This window comes from Streptomyces sp. S3(2020) (genome assembly GCF_013044505.1).
In the GTDB taxonomy this organism is placed as follows: domain Bacteria; phylum Actinomycetota; class Actinomycetes; order Streptomycetales; family Streptomycetaceae; genus Streptomyces.
In genome coordinates, this window is record NZ_JABERD010000010.1 from 21,545 (window position 1) to 40,556 (window position 19,012).

The following is a 19,012-nucleotide window of genomic DNA, read 5'->3' on the forward strand; positions in this document are numbered from 1 at the left end:
AGGGTCAGGGCCCGCCCTCCACTCCCTCATCACCACGCATCCGCCCCGGTGTCCGGTTCCCCCGGACACCCTCGGCGGTGCGGGCCTCCAGCGCGTGCAGCACCGCCACCATGTCCTCGCCGCCATGGCCCTGGTCGACCGTCTCGCCGAAGAGGGCGTGGCAGACGTCGAGGAGCGGGGAGGCGATGTCGGCCTTGCGGGCCGCCTCCGCGATCAGCAGGTTGTTCTTCAGTACGTCCGCGGCGGCCGCCTGGGCGGTGAGGTCGCGGGTCAGCAGCTTGGACGCCTTCACACGGGAGACGGCGCTGGCCATCGGGCCCGCGTCCAGGACGTCCCGGAGCAGCCGCTGGTCGAGTCCGTGCCGGTCGGCGAAGTGGAACGCCTCGGTCAGCCCGGTGACCAGGGTGATCAGGAACAGGTTCACCGAGAACTTCATCAGCAGCGCGCCCGGCACCGCACCGCACACGAAGGTCTCCTGGCACACGGGCGCCAGCAGGGGGCGTACGGCCGCCACAACGTCGTCGTCACCGGCCAGCATCCCCACCAGCTCGCCCTGCTCGGCCGGGGCACGGGAACCGGACACGGGAGCCTCGACATAGCGCCCGCCCGCCGCCCGGACATCGTCCTCCAAGCCGTTCGAATACTCGGCCGAGGTGGTGCCCATGTGGACCATGGTGCGCCCGGCGACGCGCGCGGCGAAGTCCGGGGTGCCGCGGCCCAGGACCGCGTTCATGGCGGCCTCGTCGGCCAGCATGAGGATGACCGTCTCCGCACGGTCGAACACGTCGGCCGCGCTCGCCGCGACCTCCGCTCCCGCGGCCGCCAGCGGTGCGCAACGCCCGGGCGTGCGGTTCCAGACGACGAGCGGCGTCCCGGCGCGGACGAGGTTGAGCGCCATGGGCTGCCCCATGAGCCCGAGACCGACGAAACCGACGTGCACGATGCGCCGCCTTTCCTGGCTCACGCGGGAGCCGAGCCGCCCTGATGCTGACTATGACGGCGGTCATAGTAGCCGCCGCTATGACAGCGGTCATAGAGTGGGCGTCGTAGCGCACGCCAGACGGGGAGACCGAGGATGTCCGAACGAGGACCGCGCGAGCGGATGGTCTTCAGCGCGGCCCAGCTCATCCGGCGCGACGGGGTCACCGCCACCGGCATGCGCGAGGTCGCCACCCACGCCGGCGCGCCGCGCGGCTCGCTCCAGCACTACTTCCCGGGCGGCAAGGAACAGCTGGTCAACGAGGCGGTCGGGTGGGCGGGCCGGTACGCGGGCAGACGCGTCGACCGTTTCCTCGCCGCCCTGGACGAGCCCACGCCCGGCGGACTGTTCGCCGAGATGGTGCGGCAGTGGACCGACGAGTACGAGGCCGACGGCTTCGCGGGCGGCTGCCCCGTCGCCGCCGCCACGATCGACTGCGCGGAGTCCACCGCGTCCACGCGGGAGGCCGCGTCCGCCGCGTTCGCCACCTGGACCGGACCGGTGGCGCGGGCGCTGGCCGGCATGGGCGTACCCGGGCGACGGGCCGGAGCCCTCGCCACCCTCATGATCAGCAGTCTGGAAGGGGCCCTCCTCATCGCCCGGGCCGAACGGGACGTCCGCGCTCTGACGACCGTCGCGCGGGAACTGGGCCCCCTCCTCGACGCGGCGGTGACGAAGGACGACTGACGGCGGTCACGCACGAGCCCCACGCGGGACCCGTGCGCGACCACGGGGTCGGTCAGAGAGCCGACGCGGCGCTGTGTAGGTTCTTCGCCGCCAGAGCCAGTCCCTCGGTCTGCGAGTAGGCGGCGTCCTCGTGCTCGATGTTCACCGCCATGTCCGGGTCGATCTCGGCGAGGGCGGCCAGGAACTCCGTCCAGAAGGGAACGTCGTTGCCGAGGCCGACGGCGACGAACTTCCACGCCGGGTTCTCCGGCCAGGCGTTGCACCAGAAGCCGTAACCGGTCGGCACCTTGCCGTCGGCATCGGCCGGCACGCGCGTGAACGACGTGTCCAGGACACCGCGGATATCGGCGCCCGGGCAGAGCGTCGCGTCCTTCGCGGCCGCGTGGAACACCAGCGGCCCCAGCCACCTGACGGAGGCGATGACATCCATGCCCTGCCACATCAGGTGGGACGGGTCCATCTCGGCCCCCACGTTGGTCAGTTCACCAGCGTCGAGGCCCCCGTCGTCGCGGTCGGCCGCCGGATCGCCGACGCGGCTCTGGACGTCGTACGCACCGCGGACGACGACGGCGTCGGCCAGGTCGTCGACCACCTGGTCGGGCTCGGCCACCGGGAGATCGTCCATGTCGACGGCGGCAAGGGCGTCATCGCCACCGACCGCCGTCGCGGCTACCGCACCGCGATGCGCCGCCACGGTCTGGACGAGCACATCCGCGTCCTCGCCGGCGACCACACCGAGGCGGCCGGCGAACGCGCGGCCCGCCACCTCCTCGACGGCCCCGAACTCCCCACCGCGGTCGTGGCGTTCAACGACCAGTGCGCCATCGGCGTCCTCGCCGCCCTCGCCCGCGCCGGTGTCTCCGTCCCCGGCCGGGTCTCCGTGGCCGGCTACGACGACGACACGCTCTCCCGGCTGAGCTGCTTCAACCTGACCACCGTCAGCCAGAGCGCCCGCGAACAGGCCCGGCACGCGGTGACCGCGGCCGTCGAACGCCTCGACCAGGACCGCACGGAACCCCGCGAGGTCGTCCTCAATCCACGGCTCGTCCTTCGCGGCACCACGGCGGAACCCGCCTGACGCACCGCGGCGGGCACCGAGCACTCCGCCGGATGTGCGGCGACGGGTCGTTGTCCGTCCGCGGCGCCGTCGTGGCCGGTCGCGCCCGCGCGGCGGTGGCCGCACATCGACACAGCCCCGCGCCCCTTCGGGGCGCGGCCGGACCGTGGCCGACTTCGCCGGACCCGCCTAGCGTGCTCGCATGGACGATCCCGGTACCGCTCACGGCTTCACGTCGGTGGACTCGCAGCCCCGGCCGGACGACTGGGTGCGGGTCCTGGACCGGGTGGCCGCGGAGCCGTTCCACGCCGCCTACAAGCAGCGCTTGCAGGAGCTGCTGCGACCCGCGGCGGGCGGACTGTTCCTGGAGATCGGAGCGGGTACGGGGGACGCAGCGCAGGCGCTGCGCTCGCGCTGGGAGGCCGAAGTCGTCGCGGTCGACAGCTCCTTGACGATGGTCGCGCAGGCGCGGGCGCGAGGACTGGAGCAGGCCTTCGTCGCGGACGGCCACCGGCTGCCGTTCGGCGCGGACCGGTTCGACGGTGCCTGGGCCGACCGCGTCCTGCAGCATGTCGCCGATCCCGACCGGGTGCTCGACGAACTGGCGCGGGTGGTCCGCCCCGGTGGCCGGGTCGCGCTGGCCGACCCCGACTACGACACCCAGGTCCTCGACATCGACGACCAGGACCTCGCCCGCCGCGTGCTGCGCTTCCGCGCCGACGTGCTGCTGCGCAACGGCACGCTGGCCCACCGGCACGGCGGCCTCCTCACGGCGCGCGGTCTCGTCGACATCACGGTGGAGGCCCGCACACTGGTCGTCCGCGATCCGTCGGCGGTCGACAATGTCATGGGCCTGCGCACCTGGGCGCACACGGCCTCGGCCCGCGGCCACCTCGGTCCCGCGGACGCGGACCGGTTCGTGACGCGGTTCGACGAGGCCGTGCGCGCGGGGCGGTTCACCTATGCCGTCACGTTCTTCCTGACGGCCGGGACACTCCCCGGGGCGGCGTAGTGGCGGGTCCCGGCCCTCAGGGCCTGCGGGCGAGGATCTGGATGCCCTTCGACGTATGTCCGTTCATGGTGCGCACGGGAATGACCCGGGTGTCGACGGTCTCGAACCCGGTGAGGAGCGCGGAGAGCCGCTCGCGTGAGTGATGGCGGCACACGGCACCGTCACCGGTCTCGAACACACCGTGGGTTCCGTACTTCGCGGCATGGCGGTGGTAGCGGTCGCGGTCGCGCTCGTCGTCCTGGAGCAGAAGGTCGCTGACGAGGAGGAACCCGCCGGGTGCCAGGACGCGGTGCAGTTCGCCGATCAGCCGGTGCTGGGCCTCGTCGCCGGGGACGCAGGTCAGCACGGCGAAGAGCAGGACCGCGTCGAAGGCGGCGTCCGGACACGGTGTGCGCGGAGGTGCGTCCAGGACCGCGAAGCGCATGCCGGGGTGCAGGTCGCGGGCCCGGTCGAGCATTCCAGGCGAGGTGTCGACGCCGGTGAGGTCGTCGAAGCCGTGCCGTGCGAGCTCCGCCATCGTGCGGCCGTACCCGCAGCCGTAGTCGAGGATCGCGGCCTGTCGGTCGAGGACGTCCAGCCAGGGCGGATGGAGCGGGTGCGTGAACGCCTTGGTGGCGGCGACCGCGTCCCAGTAGGGGACTTGACTGTCGAGCTCGGACATCACGAGTGCCTTACGAGGCTGATGTGCACTCCCACGTGGGCTGCTGCGCGGTCTCAGGCCAAGGTGACCTCGACCGGGAGTTTCTTGATGCCGTTGACGAAGTTGGAGCGGACGCGGGGGACGGCGCCGGTCAGTCTGATGTCGGCGATCCTCGGGATGAGCTCCTCGAACATGATGCGGATCTCGGTGCGGGCCAGCAGGTTGCCCAGGCACAGGTGGGGACTGCCCTTGCCGAAGGTGACGTGGTCGTTGTGCTGCCGGGTGACGTCGAGGGCGTAGGGGTCGGCGAAGACCGCCTCGTCGCGGTTGCCGGAGGCGTACCACATGACGACCTTGTCGCCCTCCTTGATCCGCTTGCCGCCGAGTTCGACGTCCCGGGTCGCGGTGCGGCGGAAGTGGTAGACCGGGGAGGCCCAGCGCAGGAACTCCTCCACCGCCGTGGGGATCAGGGACGGGTCCTCCTTCAACCTGGCGAGCTGCTCGGGGTGTTGCAGCAGGGCCAGCATGGAGTGGGAGATGGTGTGCCGGGTGGTCTCGTTGCCGGCCACCACCAGCAGCAGGAAGTAGTTGTCGAAGTCCTGCGCGGACAGCGGGATCCCGTCACGCGGGACGGTGTTGACGAGCTTCGACACCAGGTCCTGGCCGTCACCGCCGCGCCGCTGCCGCGCCAGCTCACGGCCGTACTCGAAGACTTCGATGGACGCGGGGGAGCGGAACGGCAGATCGCGGTACTTCTCGCTCTCCGCGCTGTGCAGCAGCACGTCCGCGTAGTCGGGGTCGGTGTTGCCGATGATGCGGTTGCCCCAGTCGATGAGCTGCTGGTTGTCCTCCGGCGGCACGTCCAGGAGACGGGCCAGCACGTTGATCGGGAAGTCCGCGGCGACATCGGCGACGAAGTCGAACGTGCCCTTGGCGAGAGCCGCGTCCAGGGTCTTCGCCGTCAGCCCGCGCAGGAAGTCGCCGTAGCTGTTGATGACGCTCGCGCCGAACTGCCGCTGGATCACACTGCGCAGGGCGCGGTGGCGGACACCGTCCATCTCCAGGATGGAGGCGCGCTTCTTGATCTGGTCGTCGTCGACCTCTTCGAGGTTGACGAACCGGGTCGAGGTGAAGGTCTCCGCGTCGCGGTCGACGGTGGCGATGTCCGCATGCCGGGTCACGGCCCAGAAGCCGGAGTTGGGGGCCTCCTCGGGCTGCCAGTGCACCGGGTCCTCGTGGCGCAGGGTGTGGAACATCCGCCAGGGGGTGACCCCGTCGGTGAAGTTGTCGAGGTCGGCCAGGTCGATGTCCGACAGGGGCATCGGCTCGTGCACGGCAGGGGTCAGGATCTCGGTCATCGGTGGCTCCTCGGCGTCACAGGTGGTAGGCGTACTCGGTGAACTCCCAGTCGGTGACGTGCCGTTGGAAGCGTTCGACCTCGTTGCGCTTGTAGGTCAGGTAGGAGGCGGTGAACTCCTTGCCGAGGACGTCGGACAGGGCGGTGTCCGCCTCCAGCGCGTCCAGGGCACCGCTCAGCGTCGAGGGCAGCAGGGCCGACCGGTCGGTGTCGTAGCCGTAGCCCTCCAGCGGGGCCGGCGGCTCCTCGGCCGCCCGGACCCCGAGCAGGGCGGCGGCGATGGTGCCCGCGATCAGCAGGTACGGGTTGGCGCTCGCGTCACCGAGCCGCAGCTCCAGGCGGGCACCGGAGCCGCGCTCCGGCGGGATGCGGAGCATGGCGCTGCGGTTGTCGAGCCCCCAGTCGATCAGCCAGGGCGCGAGGGTGTCCGGGCCGAAGCGTTTGTACGAGTTCACCGTCGGGTTGGCCAGGGCCGCCAGTGCGGGGGCGTGGGCGAGGATGCCCGCGAGGGCGTGCCGGGCCGTGGCCGAGAGGCCGTACGCGCCCGCCGGATCGTCGAAGGCGTTGCGCGTGCCGCCGTCGTCGTCGGAGGTCTCGCAGGAAAGGTGCAGATGGAAGCCGGAACCGCCGGCGTCACCGAAGGGCTTGGCCATGAAGGTGGCCAGGTTGCCCTCCTTGCGGGCCAGCTCCTTGACGGCGGCCTTGAAGCGGAAGGCGCGGTCGGCGGCGTCCAGGGCCCCGGAGTGGGTCAGGTTGATCTCGTACTGGCCGCCGTCGAACTCGTGGTTGCCGGTGACGACCCCGAGGCCGAGGTCGCGCAGCAGGCGCAGGGTGCGCAACAGGTGGTTGTCGGGGTCGGAGCGCAGACCGGCGGTGTAGACGGCGCCGGTGGTCTCCGGCGAGCGGCGCCAGCCGGTGGGGGTACCGGGGGCGGGCTCCAGCAGGAAATACTCCAGTTCCGGGCCGACGACCGGGCGCAGACCCTGCTCGGCACACCGTGCCAGGACGGTGCGCAGCAGGTCGCGCGGTGACTCGGGGGCGGGAGCCGAGGTGGCCGGGTCGATGACCTCGCCGAGACAGGCGGCGACCCCGGGTTCCCAGGGCAGCACGGCCAGCGTCGACAGGTCGGGGCGTACGTGCACGTCCGGCAGACCGGCGTCCAGCCCGCCCGCGACCGGGACCACATCGCCTTGCGGGGTGGTGTGGTACACGGCGCGGCAGAAGGCCAGACCGTGCTCGCAGGCCGTCGGCAGATGGTCAAGGAGCACGTCACGGGCGCGGTCGGTGCCGATCAGGTCGGGGTAGACCACCCGGACCACGTCGACGCCCTCGGCGGCGAGCCGTTCCATGTGCCGGCGGATCTCTGGGGTGTCGGATGCGCTCACCGATGTCTCCTCAGGCGGATGGGGTGGCGTGGGGAAGAGCGGGCCGGGCCGCGGGAAGGGGCGGCGGACCCGGCGGGTCGTTTGGCTCCGAACGATATGAAGCGGTGTCTCGGCCCGCAAGGGGTCGGCCCGAAAAATTTATCCATCTGGACAGCTATTGACCAGGGTCGAGCGGCTTCCTATGTTGTTTGAAGCCAAACGAGTCAGGGGTGCGGGCCCCAGTGGTTCCCGCACCCCTTTGGCCCAGGGCCCGGCCGCCATCGGCCGGGCCCTCCATCCCCAGGAGGACCGCCATGAAGGTCGTCGTCGACATGAACAAGTGCCAGGACCACGGCCAGTGCGTCTTCGCCGCCCCGGACGTCTTCTCGCTGGACGACGACGGACATCTGCTGTACGTCTCCGACCCCGACGACGCCCTGCGCGACGAGGTCGAGGAAGCCGCCGACGTGTGCCCGCTCCAGGCCATCCGGATCGAGGGCTGAGCCCATGACCGCGACTGGGCGCATCGTCGTCGCGGGCGGTTCGATGGGCGGCCTGCGCGCCGCCGAACAGCTGCGCGCGGCGGGCTGGACCGGCACGATCACCGTCGTCGGCGACGAACCCCACATGCCCTACAACCGGCCTCCCCTGTCCAAGGAGGTACTCGCCGGCACAGCCCCCTTCGAGTCCCTGGCCTTCACCCCGAAGCCGGCCGCCGCCGACGTGGAGTGGCGCCTCGGCACCGGCGTCGTCTCCGCCCGGCTCGCCGAACGGACCGTCGCACTCGACGACGGCTCGACCCTCCCCTACGACGGACTCGTCGTCGCCACCGGTATGCGCCCCCGGCGCCTGCGCTGCCCCGGCCCGCGCACCGGCCGCCACACCGTCCGCACCCTCGCCGACGCCCAGGACCTCCGGGACGAGCTGACCCGCCCCGGCGCCCGCGTGGTCGTGGTCGGCGCCGGCTTCATCGGCTGCGAGGTCGCCGCCACCGCCGTAGGACTCGGCGTGCGCGAGGTGACCGTCGTCGATCCGCTGCCCCTGCCCATGGTCGGACCCCTCGGTGAACTCCTCGGCCGGGCTCTGCTGAAGCGGCACGAGGAGCGCGGTGTGCGCTTCGCACTGGGCGCCGCGGTCGCCGGGTTCGAAGGCGAGGACCGGGTCACGGGAGTCGTGCTGGGCGACGGGACCGTGCTGCCCGCCGACGTGGTGGTCGAATCGGTCGGGTCGGTCGCCAACGTGGAGTGGCTGGAGGGCAACGGCCTCGACCTCTCCGACGGCGTCCTCACCTGCGAGCAACTGCGCGTCGGAGGGCGGCCGGAGGTCGTCGCGGTCGGCGATGTCGCCCGCTTTCCCAACGCTCGCTACGACGGGGTGCCCCGCCGCGTCGAGCACTGGTCGATCCCGACGGACACGGCCAAGCACGCGGCGAGGGCACTGGCCGCGCATCTGACCGGCGTCCAGGCCGACTTGGCGCCCTTCGCGCCACTGCCCACCTTCTGGAGCGACCAGCACGACTTCCGGCTCCAGTCCTTCGGGGCGCCCGTGCTCGGCCTCGACGACGTCCGTGTGCTGGACGGCGAGCCGGACGGCGATGTGCTGGTCGGCTACCACAGGGACGGCCGACTGGCCGGCGTCGTGGCGCTCGGCGGCCACCGCGCCGCGACGGGCGCCGCCCGGTACCGCGCCCAACTGCTCAAGCAGCCCGCCCTCACCGCGTAAGGAACCCCCTCATGTCCTCAGTCCGTGGTTACTTCTTTCCCAAGACCGCCGGCGGTACCTCGTCGCTGATCCCGTCGCCGCCATGGCGGTACTCCGGTGACCTGCTCACCGTGGAGTACCGGACCGATCCGGCCCGGGTGCGTGAACTGCTGCCCGAACCACTGGAGTTGGCCGACGAGGATCCGGGTGCGGTCGCCCTGATCTGGGCCGACTGGCAGTCGTGCTCCGAGGCCGGGGGCGAGCTGCTGGACCCCGTGCTCTCCCAGTACAAGGAGGCCTTCGCGGTCGTCCGGTGCAAGTACAAGGGACAGACCTACACGCGCTGCGTCTACATCTGGGTCGACAAGGACTTCGCCATCGCCCGCGGGCTGCACCAGGGGTATCCGAAGAAGCTCGGGTCCATCCACCAGACGCGGCCGCATCCGTACGGGCCCGCTCCCCGGATCGAGGCGGGGGCGCGGTTCGGGGCGACGCTCGCCGCGGCGGACCGGCGGTTGGCGCAGACGGTGGTGACGCTGCGGGAGCCTTCGGCGAGCAACGGGTTCGTCAACGCGCACCCCATGGCCCATCACCGGTGGCTGCCGTCGATCGAGAAGGGGAAGGGGCTTGCGCTCGACGAGCTGATCGAGTCCGGGGCCTCGTCGGTCGAGGGCGGGCAGGCGTGGGTCGGTGACGCGGAGTTGGAGCTCTTCGAGGCGCCCACCGAGGAACTGGCGCGGCTGGAGATTCGGGAGCCGATCGCCGCGTACTACCGGCAGGTCGGGGTGGTCTGGGACGGGGGGCGGCTGTTGGAGGTCGGCACGTCGGAAGCGGCTGCCGGGTGAGGTCCCTCGTCGGCCGCGGGCTCGTCGTGGCTGGTCGCGCAGTTCCCCGCGCCCCTGGGTGGGGGCGCTACCCCCTCGTCTGAAAAGGAACCCTTCTCATGCCTGACAAAATCGTGGTCGCCGGCGTGTCCGTCGACACCCGGCACTGGATCGGTGGCGAGCGCGTCGCCTCCGCCGGAACGTTCACCGATGTGTCGCCGATCGACGGCAGCACGATCGGTGAGATCGCCCGGGGCGGACCCGCCGAGGCCGGTGCGGCCGTCGCCGCCGCCAAGGCAGCGTTTCCCGCCTGGGCCGCCACCTCCCGCGCCGAGCGCGCCCGCATACTCCATGCCGTCGCCGACGGCGTCGAGAAGCGGATCGAAGAGCTCGCCATCGTCGAGACCACCGACAACGGCGCCCTGCTGCGCTCGCACCGGCGGGGTGTGATGCCCCGGGTGGCGCACAACTTCCGGTTCTTCGCTGACTGGTTGCTGAAGCTGGACCACGAGGACTTCGAGACGCGCGGGCACACCAACCAGGTGAGCTGGGACCCGGCGGGGCCCTCCGTGCTGATCACGCCGTGGAACGCGCCCCTGATGCTGGCGACATGGAAGGTCGCGCCGGCTCTCGCGGCCGGTAACACCGTCATCCTCAAGCCCGCCGAGTGGACCCCGCTGACCGCGTCGCTGCTGGCCGACATCGCCGCCGAGGCGGGGCTGCCCGCCGGGGTGCTGAACGTCGTCCAGGGGTACGGCTCCGAGATCGGCGACGCGCTCACCTCGCACCCGGACGTGCGGCGGATCAGCTTCACCGGCTCGGTGCCGACCGCCCAGCGGATCGCCGGGTCGGCGGCGGCCAACCTCACCCCGCTCAGCCTCGAACTCGGCGGCAAGTCACCGCTGCTGGTGTTCGCGGACGCCGACCTCGACCTCGCCGTGGACCTCGCGGTGGAGCAGTACGACAACGCGGGGCAGGTCTGTCTCGCTGCCACCCGGTTCCTCGTCGAGGAGTCGGTCGCCGAGGAGTTCACTCAGCGATTTGTCGACAAGGTGAGCCGCCTCCAGCAGGGTGACCCTCGTGACGAGAGCACCGACATCGGGCCCAACATCCATCCCCGGCAGCTGGAGAAGATCGACGGCTTCGTGCGGCGGGCCATCGCGGCCGGGGCACGGGCGGTCGTCGGAGGGCACCCGGGGGACGGGCAGTACTACGCGCCGACCCTGCTCACCGATGTCGCCCAGGACAGCGAAGTCGTCCAGGAGGAGGTCTTCGGGCCGGTCCTGACCCTCCAGACCTTCGGCGACGAGGACGAAGCGGTCCGCCTCGCCAACGACACCCGCTTCGGGCTGGCCGCCACCGTCGCCACCGGCGACCCCGAACGCGCCGCACGCGTCACCGCGCGGCTCGTGGCGGGCACGGTGTGGGTCAACTGCTTCTTCGTGCGCGACCTCCAGGCACCCTTCGGCGGCTCCCGCCACTCCGGTGTCGGCCGGGAGGGCGGCACGTGGAGCTTCGACTTCTACTGCGACCTCAAGAACACGGTCACCGCACCGAACGGATGGACCAACCATGGGTGAGATCGTCGGGGCGGGCCTCCTGGCCCACGTCCCCACCATCGTGCTCCCCGAGGAGGACCGGCTGGAGCTCAACGAGGGCAGGGAGATCACCCTTGTCACCGGGCTTCGGCAGCTTCGTCGGGACGTCTTCGAGCGCGAGGACTACGACACCGTCGTCGTCCTCGACTCGCACTGGGCCACGACCGTCGAGTTCGTCGTCACCGCCCAGCAGCGCAGGGCCGGGCTCTTCACCTCCGAGGAACTGCCGCGCGGCATGTGCAGGATGCCCTACGACTTCCCCGGAGACCCCGAACTCGCCCGCAACATCGAGAGGTTCGCCGACAAGCACGGCACCTGGATCACCGCGATCGAGGACGACTACCTGCCGATCTACTACGCCACCATCAACCTCTGGAAGTTCCTGGGGGAGGGGCTGGCGGACAAGCGGTGGGTGACCATCGGGGTGTGCCAGACCGGCGACATGGAGGACCATCTGCGGCTGGGGCGTGCGCTCGCCGACGGTATCGCCGCCACCCCGGGGCGCCGGGTGCTGGTGATCGCCTCGGGTGCGCTGTCGCACACCTTCTGGCCGCTGCGCGAACTGCGGGACCACGAGTCCAGCGACCCGGCGCACATCTTCACGCCCGAGGCGCGCGAGGCGGACTTCGAGCGCATCGCGTGGTTCAAGGAGGGCCGCCACGACAAGGTCCTCGACACCATGGACGCGTTCTGGAAGTACAAGCCCGAGGCGAAGTTCTTCCACTACCTGATGATGGCCGGCGCCCTCGGCGAGCAGCGCTGCGTCGCCAAGGCCCGCCAGTACGGGGAGTACGAGAACTCCATCGGCACCGGCCAGGTGCATCTGTGGTTCGACCGCCCCGCCGACGGCTGGACCGGCGAAGGTCCGCCCGCTCCCCGTACCCCTCACAGTCGCATCTAGGAGCCCTGTCATGCCCGAATACCGCCGCATCCTCCTCGACGGCGCCGCCGTCCAGGTCACTGTCGACGGGGACGAACTCGTCGCCGGGGACGGCCGCCGCGTCAAGATCGACGAGGCGCAGCACCTGCCGCCGGTCGTCCCGTCCAAGGTCATCGCCGTCCACCTCAACCACCAGAGCCGCGTCGACGAGTTCCGGATCGACCTGCCCGACACTCCCACGTACTTCCACAAGCCGACCTCGGCCCTCAACTCCCACAAGGGCGCCGTCGTCCGCCCCGAGGGGTGCAAGTGGCTCAACTACGAGGGCGAGGTCGCCATCGTCATCGGGAGGACCGCGCGGAACATCTCCCCGGCCGAGGCGGGGGAGTACATCGCGGGCTACACCGTCGCCAACGACTACGGCCTGCACGACTTCCGCGACACCGACGCGGGGTCGATGCTGCGGGTGAAGGGCTCGGACACCCTCTGCCCGCTCGGCCCGGGCCTCGTCACCGACTGGGACTTCCACGGCAAGAGCCTGCGCACGTACGTCAACGGCGAGGTGGTGCAGGACGGTTCGACCGACGAGATGAAGTGGGACATGCACTATCTCGTCGCCGACATCGCCCGCACCATCACCCTGTACCCCGGCGACGTGCTGCTGTCGGGCACCCCGGCCAACTCCCGTCCGGTACGGCCCGGTGACGTGGTGGAGGTGGAGGTGGAGGGACTCGGCAGGCTCACCAACCACATCGTCACCGGCCCCACCCCGGTCCGCGCCGACGTCGGCGCCCAGCCCACCGAGTCCGAGGAGGTGCTGTCCACCGCGCTCGGCGGCGACTGGGAGTTCCGTGGCGTCCGCCCGCCCCGGAGGTGAGGTTCCGGCGCGCAAGTGTGCAGGTAGGGTCACCCGCATGACCGATTCCGCCGACGCCCCGAAGAGCCGAAGGGCACGCAAGCGTCCGCACTACGGCGAGGGGCGCGAGGCCCTGCTCAACGCCGCCGTGCGGGTGGTGGCACGGGGCGGGCTGCGCAAGCTCACCTACCGGGCCGTCGCGGAGGAGGCGGGGGTCACCCACGGGCTCGTCGTGCACCACTTCGGGTCGCGTGACGCGCTGATCGAGGAGGCCCTCGCCCACACGATCCGTACCTCGTTGAACACCAGCGACCTGGAGCCGGGCACCGGCAAGGTCGCGGACTTCTCGATCGGGCTGTCCCGGATGGTCACGGCGGATCCCGGCACCCAGGCGTTCCAGTACGAGCTGCTGCTGGAATCCCGCCGTCGGCCGGAGCTGCTGCCGCAGTTGCGGGCGCTGTACGACGAGTACTTCGACGCCACACAGCGTGAACTCGGCCGCATGCTGCCGTCCGGCGCGGACAAGGCGCTGACCCGGCTGGTCTTCGCCGCGCTCGACGGGCTGGTGCTGCACCAGCTCGTCTTCGACGAGCCCGAGGTCACCGACGCCGCCCTGGAGGAGCTGCGCAACCTGCTGCGGCTGCTGGAAGCGGATGGCGGCAAGGCCGACGGCTAGCCGGCGAGCCGTACTTTCCGAGGTCCCGGACGTGCCGCGTCCGGGACCTTGTTTCGTTGCGGAAAAATCATCTCCCACCCCCTTGCCAGGTGGATAGTTCCGCACCACTATGAGGCAACTCGTTTGGCTCGAAACAATCCGACTCTCCCCCTTTCTGGCAGGTGATCCGTGTGGACAGTCAAACGGTCCGGTCACAACAGACCGTGCAGGACGAGCCCACCGCAGGCCGACTCAAGCCCAACTCCCTCGGTGTGCTGGGCATCCTCTTCTTCGTCCTCTCCGCGCAGGCGCCGCTGACCGGCATCGCCGGCGCCGTGCCCATCGCCGTGGCCATCGGCAACGGCGCGGGGGTGCCCGCCGCCTACGTCGGGGCCGGTGTCGTGGTCCTGCTGTTCTCGGTCGGCTTCGTCGCCATGGGGCGCCATGTCGTGGACGCCGGCGCCTTCTACACGTACATCGGCAAGGGGCTCGGCCGTCCCGCGGGCTCCGGCAGCGCCGGGGTCGCGCTGTTCGCCTACTGTGCGATCCAGGCCGCGATGTACGGGCTGTACGGCTCCATCGTCAGCGGTCTGGTCGACCACTACACCGGCCTGAACGTCGCGTGGTGGGTGTGGGTCCTGGTCACCATGGTGATCGTCCAGGTCCTCGGCGCGGCCGGGATCGAGATGGGCGCCAAGCTGCTGGCCGTGTTCGTGCTGGCCGAGTTCAGCATCCTGATCGCCTTCGCCCTGGTCACCCTCTTCAAGGGCGGCGGCCCCGAGGGGCTGGGCTTCACGGACAGCTTCTCGCCGAGCGCGGCGCTCCAGGGGGCGCCGGGTGTGGCCCTGATGTTCGCCGTGGCGTCCATGTTCGGCTTCGAGGCCACCGCCATCTACGGCGAGGAGGCGCGCGAGCCCCGCAGGACCGTGCCGCGGGCCACGTATCTCTCCGTCGTCGTGGTCAGCGGATTCTTCGCCTTCACCTCGTGGATGCTGGTCTCCGCCCACGGTGCCTCCCAGGCCACGGCCGAGGCGGGCAAGGCGCTGGAGAGCGGGGACGCCACCGGCTGGGTCTTCGCGCCGATCACCGCGCAGTTCGGCGACTGGGTCGGGGACGTCGGGCCGATCCTGCTGGCTACCTCCCTGTTCGCCGGCATCCTCGCCTTCCACAACTCCGCCAACCGCTACCTGTTCTCCCTCGGCCGCGACGGTCTGCTGCCCCGCAGGCTCTGCGCGACCAACCGCCGGCACTCCCCGTGGGCGGCGGGCGGTGTGCAGACCGTTCTCGCCGTGCTGTTCGTCATGCCCTTCGCCCTGCTGGGCAAGGACCCGGTGCTGACCCTGTTCTCGTGGTTCAGCGGGGTGGCCGTGCTGGCGATCATGCTCCTGTACTTCCTGACCTCCGTGTCGGTGATCGTGTTCTTCCGCCGCGAGCGGCTGGACACCCGCCCCTGGAACACGCTGATCGCCCCCGTGCTGGGCGCGCTCGGCATCGCCGGTGCGATCTGGCTGATCCTGGCCAACTTCACGACCCTCATCGGCGGTGACTCGACCACGGCGACCTGGCTGGAACTCGCCGTCCCCGCGGTCCTGGTCCTCGGTGTCGTCGCCGCCCGCGTGACCCGCGACAGGGCCACACCCGCGGCCTGAGACCACCACCCCGCGGTGCGGCCGGCCCGACCCCCCTCCCCAGGAGCCGGCCCGGCCGCACCCGATCCACGGCCCGCGGGCAGATCTCGACCGGTCGCGCCTGGTCCGGGGTCTGTGGGTAGGCCGCGGTCGGTCGTGTCCAGGTCTCGGTCTGCGGGTGGGCGTCAGGGGGCCGTACTCGGTTCTGGGTCCGTGGGTGGATCTCGGTCGGTCGTGTCTGGTGCGTGGTCGGCGGGTGGATCTCGGTCGGTCGTGTCTGGTCCGGGTCTGTGGGTGGGTCGCGGCCGGTCGCGGCCAGGCCTTGGTCCGTGGGTGGGCGTCAGCCGGACGCACTCGATTCTCGGACCGTGGTGGACCTCAGGCCGGCGCATTCGATGTACGGCCCCCGGCAGACCTGGGCCGGTCGTGCCCGGTCCACGGTCGCCAGTCCGGCCTCAGCCGCCTGCGCCCGGTCCACGGTCTCCCGTGCGACCTCAGTCGGCCGTACCCGCCACCCGGTCGAGGAAGCCGTCGACCAGCCGTCGGGCGTCCGCCCGGGCGGCCGGCTCCAGCGCCCGGCTCCGGGCCAGGAGTTCCTCCGGGTCCACCCCGTGCTGTACGCACTGCTCGGCGCCGCCGTTGTCCAGCCAGCCACGCACCGTCCCGGTGGTGATCTCCGGATGGAACTGCACCCCCAGACTGCGTCCGACCCGGAACGCCTGCGCGCACACGGGATTGCGGGCCACCTCCACGGCTCCCGGCGGCAGCAGACAGCGGTCGTAGTGCCACTGGAACCAGGGGCCGCGCCCCACCAGGGAGGGATCGTCCGTCTCCACCTCCACCCAGCCGATCTCCGGACGCGGCGACGCCTCGACCGAACCCCCGAGCGCGGTGGTCAGCGCCTGCGCGCCGAAGCAGATGCCGAGCACCGGGACACCGAGGTGGTGAGCCTTGCGCAGCAGGGCGAGCTCGCCGCCGATCCAGCTGCCTATGGAGTCCTCGTCGTACACCGACCACGGCGCGCCCAGGGACACGATCAGGTCCCAGTCGCCCGCGTCGGGAAAGTCGAAGGGCACATCCGGAGCGTGATACCGCGATTCCGGTACGACGGTCAGGACCGTGAGGTCGTAGCCGCGCCCGGCCAGTCGCGCGCCGACCTCTCCGGGTTCCGTGACGTGCTCGTGCCGGACGACGAGTGCGCGCACCATGTGCTCCTTACCCGGTCCTCGCGGACCTGCCGGATCGATCCCGTGAGCCCTTGTGGAGGCTCCGCGGCCATCATATCGTTTGGATTCAAATAATCACTCTGGAGGTCTCCGCATGCCGGCCATCACCCACGAGGAGTGGCAGCGTCGCGCCAAGTCCCTGGACCTGTCCGGCGCGCATCACATCGACGGCGCCGACGAGGCCGGATCGGGGGCGGTCTTCGCCGCCGTCTCGCCCCGCGACGGCCAGGTCCTGACCCAGGTCGCCGACGCCGGCACCGCCGAGGTGGACGCGGCCGTCGCCGCCGCCCGCCGCGCCTTCGACACCGGACCGTGGCCGCGCCTGGCACCCGCCGAGCGGGGCCGGACCCTGATCCGGATCGCCGACCTGCTCCAGGAGCGCCGCGAGGAACTGGCCCTCACCGTCAGCCTGGAGATGGGCAAGCCCGTCACCGACGCCCACGACATCGAACTGCGTGCCGTCATCAACACCTTCCGCTGGTACGGGGAACTGGCGGGCAAGCTGACCGACGAGTCCCCGCACACAGCGCCGGACGCCCTCGCCCTGGTCACCCGGGAGCCGGCCGGTGTCGTCGGCGCGGTCGTGCCCTGGAACTTCCCGCTCACACTGGCCGGCTGGAAGGTGGCCCCGGCGCTCGCGGCCGGCTGCACGGTCGTCCTGAAGCCCTCGGAGAACTCCCCGCTCTCCGCGCTGCTGCTGGCCCGGATCGCGGCCGAGGCCGGACTGCCGCCCGGCGTGCTCAACGTCGTCAACGGCGAAGGCCCCGTCACCGGCCGCGCCCTCGGCCTCCACCCCGACATCGACGTCCTCGCCTTCACCGGCTCCACCGCGGTCGGCCGCCACTTCCTGCACTACGCCGCCGACTCCAACCTCAAGCGCGTCTGGCTCGAACTCGGCGGCAAGTCACCCAACATCATCCTTCCCGACGCCCCCGACCTGGAGAAGGCCGCCGCCACCGCGGCCTGGGGCATCTTCTTCAACCAGGGCGAGATGTGCACCGCCCCGTCCCGGCTGCTGGTGCACTCCTCGATCGCCGAGCGCGTCACCGAGGCGATCGTGGCCCGGGCCCGGGAACTGCGGGTCGGCGACCCGCTCGACCCGGTCACCGAGATGGGCGCGCTGGTGGGCGTGCGCCACCTGGAGCGCGTCCTCGACCACATCGCCACCGGCGTCGAGGAAGGCGCCCGGCTGCGCGCGGGGGGCGAACGCACACGGGCCGACACCGGCGGCAGCTACCTCCAGCCGACCGTCTTCGACGGCGTCGACCCCGGCATGCGGCTGGCCCGTGAGGAGATCTTCGGCCCGGTGCTCTCCGTCCTCACCTTCGACGACCTGGACGAGGCGGTACGCATGGCCAACGCCACCGAGTACGGCCTCGCGGCCGGGCTGTGGACCTCCGACCTGTCCACGGCCCACCAGGTCTCCCGCGCGCTGAAGGCCGGCACGGTCTGGGTCAACTGCTACGAGGAGGGCGACCTGACCGTCCCCTTCGGCGGCATGAAGCAGTCCGGCAACGGCCGCGACAAGTCCGCCCACGCCATCGAGAAGTACACCGAACTGAAGACCACCTGGATCCAGCTGTGAGCCGTACGAGCAGGCCCGCGCGCCCCCTGATAGCGATCCCCGCCCGCTTCTCCGCCACCACCTCCGCCCTGCGGTACGCCGCCGAGGTCAACGCCCGCGCCCTCATCGAGGCCGTCTGGCGGGCCGGCGGCGAACCGGCGGGCATCCACCCCGCCGCCACGGACGTCACCGAGCGCCTCGCCCGCTTCGACGGCGTCCTGCTCCCCGGCGGCGGCGACCTCGCCCCGCACCGCTACGGGGCGCCAGGAGTCCACGACAGCGTCTACGACGTGGACGAGGTACAGGACGCCTTCGACCTCGAAGTCGCCCGGCACGCGGTGCGCTCGGGCCTGCCCCTGCTGGCGGTCTGCCGTGGCCTCCAGGTCGTCAACGTCGCCCTCGGCGGCACCCTGGAGCAGGACATGGGCGGCCCCGACGGCGAACACCGCCACGTCGTGCACCCGGTGGCCGTCCAGCGGGGCACCCTGCTGGAGCGGGCCACCAGGGCGCAGAAGGTCGAGGCGTCCTGCTACCACCACCAGCGCGTCGACCGCCTCGGCACGGGACTGGCGATCACCGCACGCGCCGCCGACCACACCGTGGAAGGCCTCGAACTCCCCGGCGCCCAGGGCTGGTTCACCGCCGTCCAATGGCACCCCGAGGACACCGCCCACGAGGACCCCACCCAACAGGGCCTCTTCGACGCCCTTGTACGAGCCGCCCGTGCCTGACCTCGGGCTCAGCGGCCGGCCTGCCGGGCCGCCGACCCGACGCGCGCGATGCCGCCGGCCGTCCGGTCGAGCACGACTTGGGCGCGGGAGCCCTTGAGGACCAGGCCGATGACGGCGGGGTCGGCGCGGGCGAGCCGTACGAAGGCGTCGTAGGGGACGGGGTGTCGAGCGGTCATGGGGTGATCTCCTGATCTGCGGCGCGGCCGCAGGCATGGCTGTGGAGGCGGCCCCGCGGCCGGGGTGCCCTTACCGT

The 19,012-nt window shown here is 71.5% G+C and carries 19 protein-coding genes and 1 pseudogene; 13 read left to right on the top strand and 7 right to left on the bottom strand.

What is annotated here, in order from left to right:
- Positions 1 to 4: 4 nt before the first annotated feature.
- The gene (locus HLK59_RS05505; RefSeq protein ID WP_171140082.1) at positions 5 to 940 is read right to left on the bottom strand and encodes an NAD(P)-dependent oxidoreductase; all 936 of its coding nucleotides are present in this window, start codon (positions 938 to 940) and stop codon (positions 5 to 7) included.
- Positions 941 to 1,075: 135 nt separating this feature from the next.
- On the opposite strand from HLK59_RS05505, the gene HLK59_RS05510 reads away from it, so the two are divergent.
- Positions 1,076 to 1,666, top strand: coding sequence for a TetR/AcrR family transcriptional regulator (locus HLK59_RS05510; RefSeq protein ID WP_171140083.1), 591 nt, complete (start codon positions 1,076 to 1,078; stop codon positions 1,664 to 1,666).
- Between the two features lie 52 nt (positions 1,667 to 1,718).
- Here the strand turns inward: HLK59_RS05510 and HLK59_RS05515 are convergent, their stop codons facing one another.
- On the bottom strand, positions 1,719 to 2,126 hold the full coding sequence (locus tag HLK59_RS05515) for a hypothetical protein (RefSeq protein ID WP_240982229.1): 408 nt from the start codon (positions 2,124 to 2,126) through the stop codon (positions 1,719 to 1,721).
- Positions 2,127 to 2,159: 33 nt separating this feature from the next.
- Between HLK59_RS05515 and HLK59_RS05520 the strand changes: the two are divergent.
- Together HLK59_RS05520 and HLK59_RS05525 are read left to right on the top strand one after the other, a co-directional pair.
- Positions 2,160 to 2,744, top strand: a pseudogene (locus tag HLK59_RS05520) (substrate-binding domain-containing protein); the annotation flags it as partial.
- A gap of 181 nt (positions 2,745 to 2,925) precedes the next feature.
- The gene (locus HLK59_RS05525; RefSeq protein ID WP_171140084.1) at positions 2,926 to 3,735 is read left to right on the top strand and encodes a methyltransferase domain-containing protein; all 810 of its coding nucleotides are present in this window, start codon (positions 2,926 to 2,928) and stop codon (positions 3,733 to 3,735) included.
- A gap of 16 nt (positions 3,736 to 3,751) precedes the next feature.
- Here HLK59_RS05525 and HLK59_RS05530 read toward each other — a convergent pair whose 3' ends face one another.
- Genes HLK59_RS05530 through HLK59_RS05540 form a run of 3 tightly spaced genes read right to left on the bottom strand, consistent with a single transcriptional unit; the run spans position 3,752 to position 7,117 of the window.
- Positions 3,752 to 4,396: a class I SAM-dependent methyltransferase gene (locus HLK59_RS05530; protein WP_171140085.1), complete on the bottom strand. Its 645-nt coding sequence runs from the start codon at positions 4,394 to 4,396 to the stop codon at positions 3,752 to 3,754.
- Positions 4,397 to 4,449: 53 nt separating this feature from the next.
- Positions 4,450 to 5,733, bottom strand: coding sequence for a cytochrome P450 (locus tag HLK59_RS05535; protein WP_171140086.1), 1,284 nt, complete (start codon positions 5,731 to 5,733; stop codon positions 4,450 to 4,452).
- Positions 5,734 to 5,749: 16 nt separating this feature from the next.
- Positions 5,750 to 7,117 (bottom strand): glutamine synthetase family protein, encoded by a 1,368-nt coding sequence (locus HLK59_RS05540; protein WP_171140087.1) that lies wholly within the window; start codon positions 7,115 to 7,117, stop codon positions 5,750 to 5,752.
- A 293-nt stretch (positions 7,118 to 7,410) separates the two neighbouring features.
- Here HLK59_RS05540 and HLK59_RS05545 point away from each other — a divergent pair, with 293 nt between their 5' ends.
- The 8 genes from HLK59_RS05545 to HLK59_RS05580 all read left to right on the top strand — a co-directional run bounded on the left by HLK59_RS05545 (position 7,411) and on the right by HLK59_RS05580 (position 15,259).
- Positions 7,411 to 7,599 carry a ferredoxin gene (locus tag HLK59_RS05545; RefSeq protein WP_171140088.1) on the top strand — a complete coding sequence of 63 codons (189 nt, stop codon included), beginning with the start codon at positions 7,411 to 7,413 and terminating at the stop codon, positions 7,597 to 7,599.
- 4 nt (positions 7,600 to 7,603) lie between these two features.
- Positions 7,604 to 8,818, top strand: a complete 1,215-nt coding sequence (locus HLK59_RS05550; RefSeq protein WP_171140089.1) for an FAD-dependent oxidoreductase — start codon at positions 7,604 to 7,606, stop codon at positions 8,816 to 8,818.
- Positions 8,819 to 8,829: 11 nt separating this feature from the next.
- Complete coding sequence (locus HLK59_RS05555; protein ID WP_171140090.1) at positions 8,830 to 9,642, top strand: acetoacetate decarboxylase family protein; 813 nt, start codon at positions 8,830 to 8,832, stop codon at positions 9,640 to 9,642.
- A 98-nt stretch (positions 9,643 to 9,740) separates the two neighbouring features.
- Entirely contained in the window at positions 9,741 to 11,201 is a 1,461-nt protein-coding gene (locus tag HLK59_RS05560; protein WP_171140091.1) for an aldehyde dehydrogenase, read from the top strand.
- Positions 11,194 to 12,120: a 3,4-dihydroxyphenylacetate 2,3-dioxygenase gene (locus tag HLK59_RS05565; RefSeq protein WP_171140092.1), complete on the top strand. Its 927-nt coding sequence runs from the start codon at positions 11,194 to 11,196 to the stop codon at positions 12,118 to 12,120. The genes HLK59_RS05560 and HLK59_RS05565 overlap by 8 nt, the downstream gene beginning before the upstream one ends.
- Before the next feature lie 10 nt (positions 12,121 to 12,130).
- Entirely contained in the window at positions 12,131 to 12,976 is an 846-nt protein-coding gene (locus tag HLK59_RS05570) for a fumarylacetoacetate hydrolase family protein (RefSeq protein WP_171140093.1), read from the top strand.
- A gap of 37 nt (positions 12,977 to 13,013) precedes the next feature.
- Positions 13,014 to 13,631, top strand: a complete 618-nt coding sequence (locus tag HLK59_RS05575; RefSeq protein WP_171140094.1) for a TetR family transcriptional regulator — start codon at positions 13,014 to 13,016, stop codon at positions 13,629 to 13,631.
- A 170-nt stretch (positions 13,632 to 13,801) separates the two neighbouring features.
- Positions 13,802 to 15,259 carry an APC family permease gene (locus HLK59_RS05580; RefSeq protein WP_171140095.1) on the top strand — a complete coding sequence of 486 codons (1,458 nt, stop codon included), beginning with the start codon at positions 13,802 to 13,804 and terminating at the stop codon, positions 15,257 to 15,259.
- Positions 15,260 to 15,732: 473 nt separating this feature from the next.
- Here HLK59_RS05580 and HLK59_RS05585 read toward each other — a convergent pair whose 3' ends face one another.
- The gene (locus HLK59_RS05585; protein ID WP_206326808.1) at positions 15,733 to 16,446 is read right to left on the bottom strand and encodes a type 1 glutamine amidotransferase; all 714 of its coding nucleotides are present in this window, start codon (positions 16,444 to 16,446) and stop codon (positions 15,733 to 15,735) included.
- A gap of 112 nt (positions 16,447 to 16,558) precedes the next feature.
- Here HLK59_RS05585 and HLK59_RS05590 point away from each other — a divergent pair, with 112 nt between their 5' ends.
- Both HLK59_RS05590 and HLK59_RS05595 read left to right on the top strand, forming a co-directional pair.
- Positions 16,559 to 18,049, top strand: coding sequence for an aldehyde dehydrogenase (locus HLK59_RS05590; RefSeq protein ID WP_171140096.1), 1,491 nt, complete (start codon positions 16,559 to 16,561; stop codon positions 18,047 to 18,049).
- The gene (locus HLK59_RS05595; protein ID WP_346779654.1) at positions 18,046 to 18,759 is read left to right on the top strand and encodes a gamma-glutamyl-gamma-aminobutyrate hydrolase family protein; all 714 of its coding nucleotides are present in this window, start codon (positions 18,046 to 18,048) and stop codon (positions 18,757 to 18,759) included. Before HLK59_RS05590 ends, HLK59_RS05595 begins: the two co-directional genes overlap by 4 nt.
- A gap of 8 nt (positions 18,760 to 18,767) precedes the next feature.
- Here the strand turns inward: HLK59_RS05595 and HLK59_RS05600 are convergent, their stop codons facing one another.
- On the bottom strand, positions 18,768 to 18,935 hold the full coding sequence (locus HLK59_RS05600; RefSeq protein ID WP_171140066.1) for a hypothetical protein: 168 nt from the start codon (positions 18,933 to 18,935) through the stop codon (positions 18,768 to 18,770).
- Positions 18,936 to 19,012: the final 77 nt, after the last annotated feature.

Excerpts from the sequence above, each read along its gene's own strand:
- HLK59_RS05550 (WP_171140089.1), top strand. The coding sequence starts at position 7,604 with ATGACCGCGACTGGGCGCATCGTCGTCGCGGGCGGTTCGATGGGCGGC.
- HLK59_RS05525 (WP_171140084.1), top strand. The coding sequence starts at position 2,926 with ATGGACGATCCCGGTACCGCTCACGGCTTCACGTCGGTGGACTCGCAG.
- HLK59_RS05565 (WP_171140092.1), top strand. The coding sequence starts at position 11,194 with ATGGGTGAGATCGTCGGGGCGGGCCTCCTGGCCCACGTCCCCACCATC.
- HLK59_RS05585 (WP_206326808.1), bottom strand. The coding sequence starts at position 16,446 with ATGGTGCGCGCACTCGTCGTCCGGCACGAGCACGTCACGGAACCCGGA.
- HLK59_RS05555 (WP_171140090.1), top strand. The coding sequence starts at position 8,830 with ATGTCCTCAGTCCGTGGTTACTTCTTTCCCAAGACCGCCGGCGGTACC.
- HLK59_RS05600 (WP_171140066.1), bottom strand. The coding sequence starts at position 18,935 with ATGACCGCTCGACACCCCGTCCCCTACGACGCCTTCGTACGGCTCGCC.
- HLK59_RS05535 (WP_171140086.1), bottom strand. The coding sequence starts at position 5,733 with ATGACCGAGATCCTGACCCCTGCCGTGCACGAGCCGATGCCCCTGTCG.
- HLK59_RS05575 (WP_171140094.1), top strand. The coding sequence starts at position 13,014 with ATGACCGATTCCGCCGACGCCCCGAAGAGCCGAAGGGCACGCAAGCGT.
- HLK59_RS05545 (WP_171140088.1), top strand. The coding sequence starts at position 7,411 with ATGAAGGTCGTCGTCGACATGAACAAGTGCCAGGACCACGGCCAGTGC.
- HLK59_RS05560 (WP_171140091.1), top strand. The coding sequence starts at position 9,741 with ATGCCTGACAAAATCGTGGTCGCCGGCGTGTCCGTCGACACCCGGCAC.
- HLK59_RS05570 (WP_171140093.1), top strand. The coding sequence starts at position 12,131 with ATGCCCGAATACCGCCGCATCCTCCTCGACGGCGCCGCCGTCCAGGTC.
- HLK59_RS05515 (WP_240982229.1), bottom strand. The coding sequence starts at position 2,126 with ATGGACCCGTCCCACCTGATGTGGCAGGGCATGGATGTCATCGCCTCC.
- HLK59_RS05530 (WP_171140085.1), bottom strand. The coding sequence starts at position 4,396 with ATGTCCGAGCTCGACAGTCAAGTCCCCTACTGGGACGCGGTCGCCGCC.
- HLK59_RS05590 (WP_171140096.1), top strand. The coding sequence starts at position 16,559 with ATGCCGGCCATCACCCACGAGGAGTGGCAGCGTCGCGCCAAGTCCCTG.
- HLK59_RS05510 (WP_171140083.1), top strand. The coding sequence starts at position 1,076 with ATGTCCGAACGAGGACCGCGCGAGCGGATGGTCTTCAGCGCGGCCCAG.